The sequence below is a fragment of the Nocardia sp. NPDC047648 genome (assembly GCF_040642815.1).
In the GTDB taxonomy this organism is placed as follows: Bacteria; Actinomycetota; Actinomycetes; order Mycobacteriales; family Mycobacteriaceae; genus Nocardia; species Nocardia gamkensis.
Genome location: NZ_JBEYSX010000020.1, coordinates 84726 through 104549, shown reverse-complemented (window position 1 = coordinate 104549; position 19824 = coordinate 84726). Strand labels below are relative to the sequence as shown.

Genomic DNA, 19824 nt, shown 5'->3' with positions numbered 1-19824 from the left:
CGCCTCGCCGAGACCGAGACTCCCGCCGAGCCAACGCAGATTCCGCCACGGGCGGGCGCGGGCTCGCCTACGCAGGCATCTCCGGATACACCCGCCCCCGCACCCGAGGTCATCGGCCACTGCGCCATCCATATGAGCCGCGTCCACCGGGCGCTGGGCTACGACACCGCGCCGGAACCCGTCGACACCGATCCGCGATGGAAGGCCGAAGACAATTGGCGCATCACCGAACAGACCCTCGGCGCCCAATTCCGCCCGATGAAGACGAGGGGTCTCGACCCTATCGCTATTGCTGTCGAAAAAATCCGCAGCGAACGCAACAAAATCGACAGTGCCGCTGTCACCGTCGCCGGCCACATCCACTACATCGTCGACGTCGAAGGCCAAATCCTCATCTTCGACACCCTCATCGACGATACCGACAGCGACACCCTCCACGTCCGCAACTACGACGGCGACGAAAACGGTGAGAACGAATGGAAACCCTCGTACGACACCTTCGAAGAGGCCTTCGTCGCCTACTTCAGGAGCACCGAAGACGGCACCCCCGCTCCCGCCCGCCGTCAACTCCCCGAGTTCCTCCACCGCAAACATCCGGTCCAACTCCGGGGGCGACCCGACGATGAAATTGCGACCGGAAGCACGGAGTCGAGCGGACATGCCCGACAATCCAGCCCAGGAACCGACACGCCAGCCCGCGCAGCCGCGGCCGCCCCGCGCAATCCGGCCGCGCCGACCGAGGCGACCGATCGGACACCGCAGACCGACAAGTCAGCGCGCCGCCCCGGGGGCATCGACCCCGTAGCGATCCACCTCGACGATCCGGACGAACCAGCGGGCAACGAGCCCCCTGAGGGGCCCGCCCACGTCCACCGCCCCGGGCCCGATTTCCCGCATCGCGGACACCCCGTACAGCTCCTCGGCCGACCCGAGGACGTCGGCGGGGACGCGGTATCGCGGTTGAACCCAGCGGAGGTCGGTGTTTGGCTGCGCGACGAACTGCGCCGACTGACGGGCAATCCCGATGTCGAGGTGCATGAATTCGATCGGCCCGATCTCGACCCGGAGACTATCCGTGAGATCGCCCGGGCTCTGGTCGACATGGCCACGCAGCACCCGCAGGTCGATATCGGCAGGATCGAAATCGGCTGGCTCTCGTCGAAGACGGGCGCGGCGGCGATGCCGAAGACCAATCCCATCACCGGTTCCGTCACAACCGAATATATGACATTCAACGTCGACTATGCCACGGGTCCGGGCAAACTCCATCGGTGGATGCAAAACCGAATCGCCTCGGGGAAGGCGCATCCCAGCATGGCAGGCCGTCCTGCGTATGCGATCGTCGTGCACGAGTTCGGCCACATACTCGACTACGCGGGACGGACGGAGGCTCGATACCGTGCCGAAGAAACGCTATTCGATTACTACAAAGCAAATCGCCTGGGAGAGCGAACTTATGCGGCGTTCACGGCCTGGTTGCGCCGCTACCTGACCGTCTACAGCTTCGACAAGAAGGGCTATTTCAATCCGACCGAGGCGTTGGCCGAGGCATTCGTCGATGTCGTGCTCAACGGCCGCGAAAGTGTCAACGAGCCGGTGCGGCTGCTCTACGACCTGCTGGTGGACTCCGTCGCGGCAGCCCGGACAACGGCAGACAGCGGCGAGGTGGACCACTCACCGGCCCCCGAGCCCGAGCAGGAGGTTACGCAGGTCATCAGCCAGATGCGCGATCTGGGCAGTGCGCTAGGGCAACTGGCCGACAGCGCCGGAATGATCGATCTGCCCGTGCTGCTTCGCATCCGTGCGGAATTGGACGCCCTCCTGAACGATCGGCTCGCAGCCCGCCCGGATGCCGCGCGCCGACACGATCAGACGATCGCCACGCTGCGGGATTTGACCTCTCGCCCGGACCTCGCCGAGAGCGATGTCCGAGCGCTCGCCGAGATAGTCCCGGTGAAACGCACCCGAATGTCAGGATTGTTGCCCGGGAATAATGATCGGTACGTCCAAGCGCTGCTTGCGGCGGCCCGCTCGCAGCTCGCGGATCTCGACGCCGACCGGCCTTCACGCGTGGCCGTGGACATCGCTGTCAGCGAATTCTTCGACGGCCTCCGTGCCGCGGCCGACGATGTGGCGCGAAAGTTGTACTCGGGCAGTAGATCCGAGTGGACCGTACAGCGCTTGCTCGACAACAGCCGTTCGATGCTGTCCGCCGCCGAGGCCGCTCGGCGTGCCATCACCGACGCGTGGCGCCGCATCCCCGAGGATCGGCTGCTGCCGCTGTTGTCGGAACTTGCCCGTGGCCGGCTCAGCCGAGATGACGTCATCGATACTGTTATCGCCAGATTCCCCGCGCCGCAGGGCGTGTCGGGCGGCGTCCGGGAAGCACTGCGCCGGGCAGAGAATGCGGCGTTGCGCAGCTACACCGAAGCCGCGGTGCGCGGGTACGTGTTCGGGGAGCAAGACGCGCGGACCATCACGGCCTTCGAAGAGGTCTCAGCGACGGTGCGCGCTGCGGTGGGGCTGTCGGAGACCGATCGCGACCTGTCCGCCGAGGTGCGTGACGCCGTGGTCCGGGCCTTCTCTCAGAACGATGCCCCCGCCTCCAGCACCGTACAACCGTCGACACACACGGGAACGACCCCGGGCAACACCGCCGACCCCGTCGCGATCGTCCTCGGCCACGGTGACGAGCACGAATCCACACCACCGATCGACAACGCCGAGTCGCCCGACCCGTCGGCCGCGCGGGCGGAGGGACCTCGGACGAGCAGGACGGCAACCGAGATCGTGGCCGCCCTGGAGCACGCCGACTGGCTGCCGATCGAGGTCAGGGCTGCGGTCGGTGATAACCGGCGAGCGTTGGCCCAGCGCGTCGACAGACTCCCCGATCTACAGCGAGAATGCCTGCGCCAGAAACTCGTCGAGGGGCACACGACCGCTGCGGTGGCCGCCCTGCTGGGCAAGAGCCGCGGGGCCGTCAGCATGGCCCAGCGCCGCGCCATGGCAAGCTTGTCCGAGATGCTGCCGCCCGGCTCGCGGGCTTGGCTGCAGGCCTCGCAGAAGACAGCGCAGCGTCAGGCGGCCGAGCAGGAAAAGACCCCCGACGCGACCGCACCGCCCGTGATCTCCGAAGAAGACGCGGCGCTCGACGCCGAAATACGCAAGGTGGAGCGTGCGCTCGGCATCGAGACCGATGCCGAGCGCACGCTCGAGCTGACGTTGTATATGGAGGACAAATTCCGGGATGTAGCCATCGCGGCGGGTGTGGCTCGGCCCGAGTTGCTTTTCGGACGTAGGGAGTGGCTGAGCTGGCTGGAAGCTCGCCACTACGCCCAACAGCATCTCGGCGATGAGCTGAGCGTGGAGTTCATCCTGAAGTTACATGAGCTGCTCGGGCGGCGGACGGCACCGGAGTCGGCAGGAACGTTCGGTTATTCGAAGAACAGGAACTGGGCCTGGTTGCGCTGGCCCGCATCCGAATACCAGCGTGCGGCAATCAGTGCCAACCGTCTTCTCACCTATGTGCCCGGGCCGTTCGAATCCGGCCCGTACGGTGTCGTGTTCTATCCGGCAGACGAGGGCAAGCCAGGAGCACGCCGGGCCCGGGTCCTGGATGCGCCGTTGACCGAGGCGGAGATCGCGGCCATCGATGACGATCCATTGCTCGGATACCTGCCCGCATTCCAGACCCGAGAATACGGGGTCATCCTGTACCCGAATTTCGGCAGCCCGGACGGGACGGCCGCGGACGTCGCAGCGATGTGCGAGTGGTTCAACGCCGCAGTGAGCAACCCCGACAACGATCCCTACGAAGTAGCGGCAGACCTGGAGCTGTGGAGCATTTCCGGGCATCACGGGAAGGGCGACTATCACGGTCGGCTGTCCAGGATCCTGCTGAACTGGGCGCTCGAAAAGCAAGGGAAGCCCGCCAGCGCTATTCCGGAGTTCGACGAAGATCTCCTCACCATGCGCGACGCCTGGGTGGACACGGTCAAGGCGGGAAGTCTGCGGTACCGACTGCTCGAAGCCCAGGTAGAACAATCCGCGGGTATCGCGGATCCGGTGTCACTACTCGGTCTGGCGGGTGCGCGAGAGCGCTACCGCCGCATGGGTGGAAGGTCCGCGCCCTTCGTGCCGGGAGAAGAGCACGATCCCCTCGCCTGCAAGCGACTGCTGGCCACGCTGCTGTCGGACGCGCCGCTCCCCGAAACCGACGAGCAGGTGGTGGCGATTGTCGACCGATCGCTACGTGACGGGCCGAATGGGGGCGGGGACTCAGCGCCCCAGCCGGATAGCACCCCGCACGAACCCGCAAAACCGACATCATCCGGCAATCGCATCGACCCCGTCGCCATCGACCTCGGCGATAGCGACGAGTCCAACCGAACGACAGCCTCGTCCTCAGGGCCGAGCCGGACCACCTACGACACGGTGCCACTGCCGGATTCCCTGCTCGAGCCTGCGGACGACATCGAACTGGTGTGGCCCGAGGTGGATTCACGCGGCTGGTTCGTGCTGCCCGGGACGGGACCCGACAAGCAGCCATTTCACACCAGCAACCCCGAAGGCGACCCTTTCCTCCTGCTCGCCAACGGAAAGTTCGTCACCGTCGACGGGTTGCACGAGGATCTGCTCAGCGCCCTCCTCGCACAGGGCGTATCGCTGGATGAGATCAGCGGCTTCGGATGGTGGCGGGTCAGCGGCCGGGTGAAGGCTCTCGATGCGTTCAGCCGAGGTTTCGAGGAATGGAACGGGGATCCGATGAACCCCGCGCAGGTCCTCGACGCCTTGGAAAACAGCGGAGCCGATCTCGGCGTGTGTGAATTCGACGCACAGTCCGGTTCCGAGCACCAGGGCCTGATGTGGCGAGGCGCGGCAGCCGAGATGCCTGTCGGACAGATACTCAGCCATGACGGCGACGCATACAAGCTGTTGTCCGGCTACTCGTCCGCCGACGATGGCGCGGGTAACCGCGTTGTCTTCTGGAACGACCTCGTCGCCTGGGAAGCGACCGCCGAGGGCCACTCGTTCACCATCCGGGTCAACGCGGCCCGAAGCGAACCTGCCGAGTTCACGATCACCGTGCGCGCCGACGGCGACTCTGTCACAGCGCATTGCACTGCCGCCCGGTTCGGACAGGATCGGGCGCGAGCAGCGGCCGCGTGGTCGGTCGTGCACGACAAGTTCACCTCCTGGCTCGCCGAGTCCGGCGCGTCCTGGGCGATCGGCAGCGAAACCGCTCCGACCGAGGATATTTCGGTCGCGACCACCCGACCCGCGACAGTGGCGGACTCGGCCCAACGGTCCGAGCGAATCATTCGCGCCGAGCCGGAGGGCCGATACAGCCCGAACGCGGCCTCGGAAGCCGCGTCCTGGCTGGCCGGACAGCTCGACGGCTGGCCCACCGAACAAGTGAACCTCGCGTGCGCCGAACTCACGGCCATGGTGACCGACGCCGCCGAACACCGCCGCGGCAGGATCCATCTGGTGGTGGAGACAACCGATGACCGGCTGCGCGTGACGCTGCTCGACACGCACGCCGCCTCGATGCCGCGGAACGCGCGAGGCGGTATCCCGACCCGCTCCGGTCTCGCTGTTCTCCCCGGACGCGCTGTGGCAGCGGATGGTCCGACGCCGATACGCTCCGGCGTCGAACTGTTCAAACGCCATGAGCACGGCTGGCACCAAGCCGTATGGTTCGAACTGCGTAAGCCTCACCCGGACCAAGGCATAGGGCGAGCCGAGGCACTGCGATCGGCGGGCGAAACTCTGGCCGCAATCCCGGATATGACACAGGCGGGATCGGGGGCCCGCAAACCCATTACCCCGCAGCGACGGACCGGGTCCGAGAACAGCAGCTCCTCCGCGGAATCCGACAGCCGTTCTGGCCCCGAACAGAGCCGGTCCGCGCAGACGAACAACCAGCCGGTCGGCAACCGCAGCGACCCAGTCGCAATCGACCTGCTCCCCGAGCCCCAGCCGGATGACCCGGCGGGTGCCGGGAATCGAGGCGACGCGGATGCACTGCGAGCAAGGCTGGAGTGGTTCCGGCGGAATGCTGCCGGAGGCGATGTAGCCCTCACGCGCATCCGGAACGGCATGGGCCGGGCGCATCTGGCACATGACCCGACGGGAAATCGGGCGGACGAGATCATCGACGCGTTCCGGGAGTATACCAAATTCGCCGGGCCCAACATGCCACTACGCGCCATGGGCCGAAACCTGTCGCCGCATCAGCGAATCGAACTGGCACAACGGGAGGTGACTCGGGAGGAGGTGCTCGCGGCCGGAGTAAGCCTCGGCTGGCCGGAAGCTCGGTTCCGGGAGGAAGCCGGCGTCATCGCCGCCCAGATAAACCGGATGGACTGGGCATTCCGGAACGCCCTTCCATCCACCGGACCGGTCAGGATGATCCGAAAGCTGGACGATCTCGTGCGGGTCTTCGGTCGCACCGACAACTTGCTCGGTTACCGATCGATCAACTCCGGTTACACGTCGCTTTCACTGTCGGATGACGTGTTCGCGGACCACGATGTCGAGGTCATCGTCTACGCGGATACCGGATCGGCGCTGATCGCCGTGGAGTCGGTTTCGGCAATGGACACCGCGGCCGAGGGTGAGTACCGCGAACGAGAAATCATCGCCCCGCGTGGATCGACGCTCGTACTGCTCACCGAGCCGACCGCAGTCGACGGCAAAATAAGACTCGAAGCCGAACTCGTATTCACCACCGCAGCCCAGCACGCAAGTGATCGGGTTCCCAACTCCACACACGACGATCCGCCCGAGGCACCGCTGCCGGCGGAAACCACTACGCCACCCGCTCCCGGTTCCCGGATGTCCGCCGTCGAATTCGCCGTGCGGCTCGATGAAGCCGAACGCTCCGGGCCGCCCGTCCGAACGAAGCCCCGCCATATGGCCGGCCAGATCAGCCGCGTGGAACTGCTCACCTATCCCAACGGTTTCCAGGTGATCGAGAAGAGCCTGCTGGCGTCCGAGTCGCGCGCCGCCGAGATCCTGGTGTCGGCTGTCGGCTATCTGATCGGGGCACCCGTACCGCCGGTGATCCCCACATACGACCGCGAAGATACCGTGCTGATGCCGTGGCTACCGGGCGATTCCGTTCCGAACATCGCCACCCTGGATGCTGCTGCTCTGGAGATGTTGCGGAACCATCCCGACGCGCGCGAGCTGGGTTTCCTCGATGTAGTCGTCGACAACTGGGACCGAATGGACAACATCCTGCGCGACGGACACCACTACTACGGCCATGACCACGCGTTCGCCTTGAAGCGGCCCATCGACCCGAGTTCGAGTCCGATCTCGCAGCGCTATGTCACCGGCGTCGACCGCCACAACGAAGCCGACCCGTACGAATTTGCGGCCATCGACCGGAGCCGATCAGAACTCGATGAGCACATCCGTAACGTCAGCGCACTGCGGGCGTTGTTCCTGGTCTACCGGTCCGTGGACGCGCATCGACGGGTGCTCACACGACTGGAAGGGATGCGCGAGCACGCTTCCGACGACGCACCGCATGATTCGAAACGGCTCGTGTCCGGCGACCGCGAGATCGCCGAGTTCTGGCGAGATTTCCAGGATTTCCTGCTCCGTGCGGGGATCGTAGTAGTGGGGGACCCGGCCATCGAGGAACTGGCCCACGCTCGTACGTCGGATGTCCGGGCTGCATTGGACAGCCTCACGGAGAGGCGGCGACGCCTCATCGATCTGTTTCGGCGCGGGTCCGGGACGCCGGCCTCGGGACAGGCACAACCGATCGATCACGGGATCGAACCCGCCGAGATAGTAGATGCAGCACGCGCACTCGCGATCTCCGCGATATGGTCCGGCCCGGAACAGAATCGGTCCGTACAGACGAACGACTCGGCAGGCGACAACCGCACAGACCCTGTCGCGATCAACCTGGACGACAGCGCGCTCCCGGCCGACGACGAGACCGCCACAGCCGAACCAACTCCGCACACCCGCTGGGCCTTCGGCACCGACGAGGGCGAGGCAGGATCCACGCTTCCAGCCGATCCACTCCCCACCCGGCAGGAGGAGAAGCAGGCGGCGGCGGCAATCGCCGCACTGCGCCATCAGTTCGGGGAGCACGCGACACTATGGTCGCTGGTCGAGCGTGTCGACCCCGACGAGGTGGTCGATGCCGCCCGAGCACGCGCCAGAAGGAATGCGCGCTGGTGGTTCTCGCTGTCCACCGAACAGCAGGCCGGGATGGTGGCGGTACACCCCGCCCTGATCGGCAATACCGACGGCATCCCGTACAGCGTGCGCGATTACGCCAATCGCCGGACGCTCACCCGGCAGCTCACGCAGCTACGCCGGATCATCGGTCACCGCACACTCACCGCCGCGGAGAAGACGCATCTGCTCAACCTGGAGACCACCCGGGATCAGGTGGCCGAAATAGAACGCCGGGTCGAGGAAGTCGGATCGCCGCCGGTACAACTCCTCGCCTTCGACGCCCAGAAGTACGACGGCAACGGCCGGATCTCCGTCTCCATCGGAGACGCCGACGAGGCGACGAACGTCACCCGCCATGTCGGCGGCTTCCGGACCACGCTGCGGTCACTGCTGTACCGATACGGGTTTGCGGGCGCGCAGTACGAGATGACCTCACGGTATGCACCCGAAGAGACCGTGGCGGCCATCATCGATATCGGCTACGAGCACCCGACCAAACTGCTGAAGGGAACGGCGCCGGTTCTCCCGTTCGATCCCGCCTATCACCGGTTCGCCGAAGTCGGTGGCTACGTCGTAGCCCGAGACACCGTGTCCTACAACAGTACTCGCGAGGCGTTGGCCGAGCATCGTGGAACCGCGCTGCCGCGGTTGCACACTCTTCTCGGACACAGCTACGGCAGCACGACCGTGTGCTACGCGGGCCGGGACGCCCGGCTGGCCGGCGAGATCGACCAAGTGGTTCTGACGGCCTCCCCGGGCGCGGGCCCGATGACCGGGGCCACGGACTTCGGTATCGGGGCCGAGAACGTCTACGTGCTGACGGCGACCCGTGATCCCGTCGCCTGGCTCGGCGCCACCACTCCCGACCGGCGCGGCCGATTCCTCAACCGCGGTCTGGGACCGGATCCGGCCGGCGAGTCCTGGGGAGCGGTGCGGGTCACCGCGGAACCACCGAAGACACCGGAGTTCCGCAAGCGCATGCAGGTCCATCAGGGTTATAACTCGTATGCCGATGTCGAGGCCCGGCTGCCGACCGAGTCGCTGGACAATATCGGCCTGATCACCGCGGGCCGTGGCGCCGAGGCCACCCGCGCCGAACATCGGCCGGCCGATGGGGGCCGCGGTCCGGCTCTTCATGTCACCGATCCGGAACGCAGGAGGGCCGCCCGCACCCGCGCATCGAACGATGGCTTCGCTCCGGCGGAGGCCGCCGAAATCGAGCAGCTCATCGCCGAACTGCTGACCTTCCGCGACAAGGACGGCAATCGTCCGTTCGCCTACCTCGAGAACATGCCGATTCCCAGCGCCGCCGAACCATCCGGGCCGGATTGGGTCGCCAACCGCGGTCAGTGGTTCCGGGCGCTGCGCAAGGGCGACCACGTCGAGCTGCGGACCGTAGATCTCACCGCCAAGGATGCCTTCGAACTGAAGCGCTTGCTGCGACGCTCCCCCATCTACCTGACACTCGCGCTGGTCGTCGCGACTGGTTTGAAAGCCGAGCAGCTGCTGGGTATTTCCGACCGCGGCCCGCTGTTGTTCAAGCAGGAGAAGCGAATACAGGGCGACGAGACGATCACCATCTGGAAGTTCCGGACCATGCCGGAGGACCAGCCGGAAGGACCGACCAACAGCGCCGCCGTCGATCGGGCCATGCCGTTCCAGCGGTACCTGCGCGACACATCGCTCGATGAGCTGCCGCAACTGCTGTCGATCGCGACGGGAACCATGTCCTACCTGGCGGGCAGACCGATGCTCGACGGCGACCGTGTCCAGATGCGCAAAGTCCTCACACCCGAGGAATACGAATTCTGGGAGCAGCACCTCAAGAACGACCTGTGGTCGGCGCTGCACTTCCCCGGCTGCCGTGGTTTCGACCGCGAGTCGCCGGAATATCTGCGCACCAGATATCTCGCGGCCCGACTCTATTCGCTGATCGGAAGCCGCTCGGTCGACGAGTACATGCTCGGGGTGATCGACCAGTACCTGCTCGGCATAGTCGGCAGCCAGGGCCGAGTACTGATCCAGAAGCTCGCCGCCCACCTGCACGGCCGTTTCCTCTCCAGCCCCGGTGCGAGTACGGAGACGACCGATGTCGCAGCACAACCGTCGCCCGACGCCGAACCCACGCGATCCCCCGATGGTGACACCGATCGACCGGCCATGGACAGCGGCGCGGCGCAACCGTCACCCACCCCGCTGGTGCCTGCGCCCGACGACACGCTGCTCGAGCGGATCCGCGGGATCAACCCACTGCGCAACTGGGGCATCAGCGCCGAGTGCACCATCACCGCCGACCTCCGGCTCAGCGGCCGGCCCGACATCGTCGCCGAACCGTCGGAAACAGGACGAGCACCCGGTGACGACAGCCGATCCCACATCCGGTTCATCCAGGCCCACTACGACACGACGTTCCAGCACGTCGAGAGCTGGACCGACCTCGAACAGCAACTCCTCGACGCCGGCCACCTGGCACGCGGCATCATCGCCTACCGCCACCAACCCCTCGGAAATCCCCACGGCCACACCGTCAACGTCGTCAATCACCACGGCACCATCCGCTACCTCGACGGGCAATCCGGCCGAGACGTCACCAAGAGCATCCACGCACTGACCAACCGACTCACGGAACCTGCGAGCCATCGCAACCGGCCTCCGGCTATCGACGCCCACTTCCTTCGCACCGACGGCCACTACACCGGATCCCGCCCCGGCGCACCGGGTGTAGCGAAGCCCGTCCCTGGCACACCCACGGTCGACGAACCCGCCCGCGAGCCCAGGGATTCCGACCAGGACTCGCAGAGTTCGCCGGAATCCGAGAATTCCGCGAGCATGTCGAGCACCCGCGATAACAGAAAGACCCCCGGCAACGGCGTCGACCCCGTCGCGATCGACCTCGACCCCCATGGCGAAGACTCCGGGAGCCGCGATGTCGTCGTTCCCGGGCACGCCACCGGTACCCCGGCGGGGGTTGCCGAGCTGGTGGGCGAGGATCTGTCGTTTCGCGGGGATGTCGCCGAACAGCTATTCGCGCGACACATCCCGGCGGGTGAGCCGCCGGTGACAACGACTCGCGCCGCATGGGAGCGGGATGTCCGCCGGGCGGTGCGCAGTGCCGAGGCGAGGCTCGCAGGCCTACGCCCCCGTCCGGGGACCGAATCGGCACTGGGCCTGCTCGGCCTGCCGCTGTTGTCCGAGATGTTTTGGCCACGAAAGGATCTGGCGGATGACGGCGAGCAGCCTATCGGCCTGCACAGCGCCCCGATACTCGACGGCCTCGACCGGGACAGCGCACCGGCGGGATCGGGTGGGAGTCATCACACCCGAATCGGCCCACCCGCGTGGGTGTACGCGGCATTCGCCGCCCGCAATCCCTGGCCGCCCGAAGTACGGCCGCAGGTGCTCGACTGGTGCGTGCAGCAGGTTCGGCTACGGCACGGCGGCGCTGCGGAAGGAGACTTCCACCGCTACCTTGCGATCGAAGCACGAATCGCGGCTATCGGCCAGGCGCTCCACGCGCCCGCGGACATCGCTACCGACCCCCGCCGGTACACCGATCTGCTGTCGGCGTTTTCCACCAACCTCACCTTCGTGCGCCGCGAAGCGGCCATCGGCCGGGCACTCCTGAAGCGGGGGAAGCTCACCGCCGAGTCCTCGTACCTGGCCGCCCTGCGTCAGGAAACAGGACATCGACCGGTACCCGAGGACGAAGGTCAGCGTGTGCTCGAAGCATTCGCGAGCCACCTTTCCCAGGGACGGCCGTCGAGTATCGGCGCCTCTATGACACCGACACTCGATGAGCCGCTCCCACCGCGGCTCGGGTCTTCGATTCGACGATTGCTGGAAAGAGGACGGCAGGGCGAGTTGAGCGTCGCTATCCGGCCTCCGTCGACACAGACACAGAGCAGAACGCACAGACTGCACGTGACCGGCGCCGCCTACGAGCCGGACCCCGCCCGCGAGGACGCGGTACGTCTCCGCATGCACGCCGCGGTGATGATCGATCAAGCTGAATTCGGCGATATAGAGTGCATTTTCGAGCTCGATGCCGCCGGAATCGTCACGGCTTACGTCGAGCCCGGCCCGGCCGACGACTTCCTACCGGAGTATCGGTCCGCCCGGCGCGACACAGGACGAGGGTCGTTCCTCGACTTGGTTCGGCACTTCGTGCGCGGTGCCGGTGCCGATGTGCTGAAGGTGAAGGTGGCCGACGACGCGGGCGCCGCGGAACTGCACGGTCGCGACCTGCTGCTGCGCGCGGGCCTGGCACCGGTCGAGAACGCGCCCCAATGGCTGAGCGAACGCTGTGCACCACCGGTGGTCGCGGCCGACCCCGTCCCTTCGGGCCTGGATCGACGACTCACTCGCGAGCAGGTGATCGGGTTGATGGAACAGGTCCGAGTGACCTCGCCACACGAATCCGAAAACCAGTGCGGTGTCTGGCATCTCCCGCTACCTGCCGGACCGGACGCGACCTCGGAACCGATGGTGACGGTCCGGGTGTACCTGGACGAGGCGGAGCGGTTGGGCTTCGATCTGGACTCCTTCGCCGCGCCGGCGGCGGAAGCGTCGGACCTGTTCCACCAGGCCGGGGTGCGGGGCCCGCGGCTGCTCTATGACTCCGAATCATCGCCGATGGCACTGGATTTCAAGACGCGCGTGACGATTCACGAGCACATCTCGGGCGATGAAGTCCTGCCGGACGAAGGTTGGGACCGCACAACCGAGGACGTCTTTCTCGAGTTGTCTCGACTACACCGCCTGTCCTCCACCCCCCACGCGAAGCATCACTGGGATTGGGAGCAAAGCCGCCGGGTGCTGGAACTGGAGCACGGCGACTTCGACCACAGGCTGGACACACTGATCGGCGGTGTCCCGCTCTTCGTCTCATGGCAGCCGAAGCTCCTCAACGAGGGCAGCGAGCTGATGGGCTTCACGCACGGCAACCCGATCCGCCGCAAGATGCGGCGCGGCGCCGACGGCCGCATCGGGTTCACCGATTCGAAACTCGCGCAGTACGCGCCCATCGCGTGGGATTGGGCCCGGTACTACCTCGTGAACGACTGGGCCGACGACATCGAACGACGTGCTGTGCACTCCGAAATCCGGACGATTCTGCAATACCGATACGGAGACGGTGTCGGTGACGAACTGGTAGCGGACTTCGAGCGCTACGTGCTGCTGGAGGCACGCAAGTCGATCATCGGCGACGCTTACCGGCTACCCAAGAAGATCGCCACAGGGTTCGCGACCATCGAGGAGGTACTTCCGGACTTCTACCGGAACGTCGCCCTCGTCCGCCGCGCCGCCAGGCAGGACCCCATCTCCGAGGAGGCGGTTCACGATCTGCTGGCGGAATGGGCGCTACGTGAGCTGGAACTGCTGGACGCGCCTTCCGCCACCACGGCGACTGCCTGGGAGATTCCGCCGGCTCCCGCGACGGAACCACGCCGGTGGATGCGGCGGATGTCGCAGGCGGCCGACCGGGAGCTCGGTGCCGGCCACCACGATGTGGACAAGTCGGCGGCACTGGCCGCCGTCCAACGCTGGGACGGACCGCGACGGCTGGAGCCGGTCAGGCTGCGGTGGCGGGGCTCTTCGGACAGCGTCACCGCCGTCGTCACCACTGCGGTCGTGGAAGGCACGCGCATCTTCGGCGAGGTCTATTTCACCTTCTCCACAGATGCCTCCGGCCGGATGATCGCAGACTGCGTCGGCGGCCTCGAAGACAATAAGGTCGAACCTCTCGTACTCGACTTCGTTCGTGACGCGGGCGCGGACCGGCTCCGGGTGACGTTGATCAGCGACTGGCCGGCGGCGGCCCGGGCCGGATTCGACTGGAACAGGGAGCATCTCGGTGAGATGGAAGCGATCCGCGAGACCCTGAGCGACGCCATAGAGGAGCTCGAACAGCGCGAGCCGGACGTCCCGCCCGCCGTCGTAGGCGTAGGCCGAAGGTTGCGGGCAGGTGACCTCCCGACACCGAGGGAGCTGTTGGATGCCGGGCTGATCGACGCCGGTATTCCGTTCGAGAAGATCGCCGCGCCGTGGGCCGGGTGCATCGACATGGCCGACGCTCCCACCGCCACGGACATCGAATGGAGCCAACCCGAAGCGCCGCCGGTCGTAGCCATCCCCATGGAACCGCCCGCACAGGAAACGTTGCTGGACAACATCAAGCGCGAAGGCAGCGGCACGCTGGACTCGAAAGTTACCGCCAGGCAGATCCTGCGGGCCAGACTCCGAGCACCCGACTACGAGGGAAACAACAAGCGGGCGTGGCGCTACCGAGACGACAACGGCAACCGGATAGTCGTGCACCAATTACTGCCGACGACCGCAGGTGAAAAGGACCTCACCCGGAACCCCGATCCGTCCCATCGGAATGTCCGCTGGTTCCACCGGCTTCCGTTCGATGCACCCGATGCCGTGCAACTTGCCGGCACTGTGACCGATGTTCCCGCACGGGTATACCGGTGGCGCGATTACTACGTGGAGGAGTATGCCGACGGACGCACCCCGGCGCCGGATGGTCCGGATTGGAACCTGATCTTGAACAAAATGTTCGAGGCGAAGCGACGTCTGCTGAATGTGCAGCTGCCCCCGCATCTGCAAGTGCGTCCTGTGACCGAACACCTCCACCTCTACCTGGATCAGCAGCGCCGCAACTACCGTCGCCGCGCGCCCTGGCTGGATCGGCTGTTCCGCCTCGCGCCGCATCAGGCCTGGTCGCCGGAGACCGACGACGCGATTTGGCGGCCGAGCCTCAATCACAACGACATGACGCTCAGTAACCTGCGAATCGATGACGAGAACGACACCGCCACGCTGATCGACTGGGACAATGCCGCCGTCACCCACCCGCTGTGGGATTACGTGACGATGCTGTGGTCGAACTGGCCGCCGGAGATCGCCGAGCAGGTCGAGAACAAGATCAGGGCCGAGGTCCGCGACCTCGAGGCCCACGGGCTGGTCGGACCGGGCGCAGAAGCGGAACTGGATCGGCTGCTGACGATGGGTTGCCTCGACTCCCTCTACGCCGATTCACGCAATTTCGTCCAGCAGATCGCGGAGGATGCCGGCAAGGCCGACCGGCTCACCGGACGGTTCTACTCCGACTATCGACGGCTGTGCCGCCTGCGCGGATGGGAGCCGGAGTCGCCGGATGTCGTTCGCACGCTGATGCTGGAAGCGGTGAACGAGGTGTGCACGAGGCAGGAGCTGGCGCCGCTGCCGAACGAGCCTGCGGCGCAGCCGAGTCGGCAGGCCCCATCATCCGCGGAAAGTCCGGAGGCTGTCGCGTCCACGGCACGCCCGGATTCCGTTCTGCCGGCCGCCGAGATTGCAGGCGACACCGAACTGCTGGCTGTCGCGAACGGTCTACTGGATCGACCGTACGGTCCGCACGACTACGTCGTGACACCGACCGCCGCACGGTACACCGACAGCGCCGGGAACCGGTGCTTGACCGTCTCGGCCACCATTGTCGCCGGGGGCACGTGGCGCGTCGACGAAGCGGGCGACATGCGCTTCCATGTCGGCCAGGGCGGAGTCGCCGAGGGCCTACCGGGCGTCGACGAAGCGGGCGACATGCGCTTCCATGTCCGCCAAGACGAAAATGGCGCGGTCACGGTTACTTTCGACCACCTGGTGGTCGACGCGGCCTTCGCGGGCGGGCACTTCGCGCAGCATTTCGTTCCGCAACTGCGCCAGTGTGTCGGCACGGATGGCCGGGTCATCGTGCCCGTCAACGGCCCGACCGGCTTCACGATTGCGGCACAGCACGGTCTTCGGCTGGATTCCGATCCGGACCATCTGGCCGAATCGCGGGAGAGCACCGCACACCTGCTGAGCACCGACCCGCGGGAACTCATCGCGGACCCGATGCTCGACCGGTTCGACCGGCCCGCCGAGGCACGACCGACCTTCACGGAGCTGGCCGCGTATCTCGAGCCGTCATCACAGCGGTGGCCGCAAGACCGCCGGTGGTGGGGCGTGCTGGACGGTGCGTCCGCGGACGTTTCCGATCCACCCCCCGGTGCGGCTCCGCGACCGACAGCCCGGATGGCGTCCCCCGGTTCCGCGACCGAGGATCCCGCGTTGACCCGAACCGACATCGAACTTCTCACCACGTTGTTCCGCAACCGAGCCCACTTCGCCGGGAATCATCACGGGGTCTGGATCTTCGAGCTGAACGGCCGGAAGGTTGTCATCCGGGCGTCGATCAATACGCCCAATCCCAATTTCGATCCCCGGATCGGCCTTACGTTCGGGGAATCCGCCGCGGTCCGGCTGTGCCGCAAGGCCGGTGTCCGGGTACCGGCGCTGTACCACGTCGGCGCACAGGAGTCGTACCCCGAGCATTACCTTTTCCACGAGTACCTCGATGGGGAACACCCCACACCGGATGTTCCGTGGCAAGACGTCGCGGAGGCCCTGTTCCCCGCGCTCGATCGCCTGCACGCCCTGCACGCCGAGCACTGGGCCGAGGCCGAACCCGAGCAACAAGTACCCACCACCCGCGTCGAATGGGAGCAGCGACTGGTTCGCGAGGTGGCACGGATCCCCCTGGAGTTCGACACCGATGATCGGCTGCACGGCGAGCTGGGTCTGCCCGGCCTGTACGAGATCTTCGACGTGCGGCCCGCATCGGACGACGATATCCAGCTCGGTGTGCTGCACGGCGATCCCACCTTCCCCAATATGAAGCTGGGCCCCGATGGGGTCGGGCTGCTCGACCTGGAACTGACCCAGCCGGGATCGCCGGTGTGGGATTACGTGGCGTTCGCGACAAGGAACCCGTGGCCTACCCCCACCGTCCGGAACGAGGTCATGAACTGGTGCCGGGCGCGGCTGCGGCGCGACCACGGCGCGGACGCCGCTGCGGACTTCGACCGATATCGGCTGCTGGAGGCATGGAAATCGGTGGCGGGAGACAGCTTCCGGTTGCCGCTGCTGATCGCCCGCGACCCGGGTTTCCTGGACGACGCGACGGATGCGCTGCACCGCAACCTGGAGGTCGTGTTCGCGGCGGCCGGCCGGCGGGCACCGGATGAGGCCCAGGCACGAAGCCTCTTGCAGCGATGGTCACGCCAATTCGTACGGCAACGCGAAAACAACCGGTCGGCAACGGATTCGTCCGCCGACCGGTCGCCGGCCGTCGAAACGGCCACCCATGCGACGGAACCGAACACGTCCGGACTGCCACGCCTGTCGGTGCGCGAGTTGCTGCTGCGGGCCGCGAGCGGGCACGACAGCGCCGCCGCGGATGCCGGCCTGTCCGAAGCCATCGCCACCCTGCGGTGTACCGACGGGCCCGCCAGGCTGGAAGCTCTCGCGGCGGAATACGAGCCACTCGATGACGCCGACCCGAGCGTGGCGAGCCGCATTCGACTGCGCACCGTGCTGATGGACGACACCCGCGAATACGGCGAGATCACCGTGCGTTTCGACCTCGACGAGTACGGACGTGTCACCGCACGTCCGGAACCGATCGGCGCGGACCTCGATCGCCTCGCCGCCGACTACGGCGGCCCGTACCTCCTCGGACCGGCCGAAGACCTGGCCCGCCGGATGGGCGCCGATGCGATCGAGGTCGAGGTCTCGCGCAAAGACGGCGTCCGGGCGGCGCAGTGCGGTTACAGCTCGGTCTCCGAGACCGGCGGGCAGGCCGGGCCGGGTGCGTGGTTCGCCCGCCGATGGGCGTACAAGGACCTCACCGATCCGGCGGCGCCGATCACCCCGATCACATTCCGCCCTGCCCTGCGCCGCCCGCAGGGCACCGATTACCTGCTCGACATCGCCGAACCGGTCCAGAACGGCGGCTTGGATCTCGACGACGCGGCCCGCATGCTGATCACCGTCGTGACGAATTCCCCCGATGTAGCCGGTCACTACACGGAGGTCTGGTGCGTCGCCGACGGCAGCGGAAACCCGGTGAAGGTGCGGCGCATCGTCGCCACGCCTGGAGACAAGGATCTGGCCGCCAATCCCACGCATCCGAAACTGCGCGACGAAGCTCGGCTCGTCAACCGGGTCGCGCTGAATGATGAACGCGCGGAGGATCTGGCCCGGCGCGCAGGTGTCGACGTGCCGACGACGATGGCCCAGTCCGACGACTACTCATTCCGCGAAATGGGCCCCGGCCGCGTCCCCACGACCAGTGACCCGGACTGGCCAGAGACTTTGCGCGCCCTGCTCCGACAATTGCGGCGGTTGCAGGCGGTCGAGCTGTCCGACGATCTGTTGGTCCGCACCGTAGCCGACCAGGAACAGCTGTACCTGAGCATGCAACGGATCAAGCAGGAACAATCTCATCCGTTCCTGCGCAAGATGGGAATACCGCTGCCGCACGAGATCTGGGCGCCGGGCGACACCACTTGGACGGCCGGGCTGAGCCACGGCAACGCCACCCTCCGCAACCTGTGGGTCCGGCCCGACGGCGAAGTACGTCTCGACAACTGGAATCTCACCGGCGTCCGGCACCGGTTGTGGGACTACGTCACCGTCTTCTGGAACTCGTGGCCGCCGGAGGTCCTCGGCCGGGTGACGAGCATGGTGGAGGACGAAATCCACGCCCAGCACGGTGAGCCCGGAGTGCGGGAGTTCCGGCGGCTGCGCGCCATGGCCGCCCTCGACTCGCTGTACACCGACTCCCGATACTTCGTGCACAAGATCAGCCTCGATCCCGCCACAACCGGCCCCCTGACACGTCGTTTCTACTCCGACTACCTCGCCCTGTGGAGCTACGCCGAGGCAACCGGGCAGTGGTCGTCACGGGGGACGCGGCTGACCTATCCGCAGGTCCGCGACCTCATGCTGCATGCCGCCGACCCGAGCCGGGCCCTCCCCGACCTGCCCAGCACCGATCTCGACACCACGGCGCACTCGACTCGGCGGACCACCGTCGCACCGGACCCGAATCTGTCGGAGGTGCCTGCCATACCGGATCTGCTCGCCGACCACCCTGCCGAAAGCGAGTTGCTACCGAGATTGTCCGGCCTGCAACGGGAGTACGGCCTCGAGCTCGAGCTCCGGCTGACCCGTGTCAACTATCTGCGCACCGACGACGAGTCCATCTCCGGAATACGGATCCGCGGTGTGTTCGTCAGCCGCGGCCAGAATCCAGCCGAGGCGGGCGATCTGGATCTTTCCATCCAGTTCGACGAAAATGGCTGGCTCACCGCACGATTCGACAAACTGTGGATCGAACCGTGGCGAGCCGACACCAGAGCCAGTGACCTGGTTGTCTCCCCACTCCGCGCCTTCCTCCGCCGGTCCGAGGTGGAAGATGTGACCTTCACGGTGCACGGTCGCCGCGGGGCTCGCGCCGCGATCAGGCACGACCTCGACTGGAACGGCGTCACCGATCCCCACCATCTCGCCGCGGGCATGCGGGCGCTGAGCAGCCGCATCCGCGCGGATCTCGCCCTGGAACCGGACGCCGTGGTCACCCGGGAGTTGCGACAACTCCTCGACGAACTCGATTCCCCACCGAACGACGCCGCACCGAACGACCGCTACCCCACCCTCGCCGAAATCGACCGCCACCTGCCGAGGGGAATGCACGCGGCCGACTTCTTGAGGGGATTCCACTGGATCGGCCACACCACGCCGTGA

The 19824-nt window shown here is 66.5% G+C and carries 1 protein-coding gene (cut by a window edge); it reads left to right on the top strand.

What is annotated here, in order from left to right; all coding sequences use genetic code 11:
• Window positions 1–19824, top strand: the end of a protein-coding gene (locus ABZ803_RS31620; protein WP_357044956.1) for a LuxR C-terminal-related transcriptional regulator. Its footprint begins 27525 nt before the window's first position; 19824 of the gene's 47349 nt are visible here — the last part of the coding sequence; its start codon lies off the left edge, out of view; its stop codon occupies window positions 19822–19824.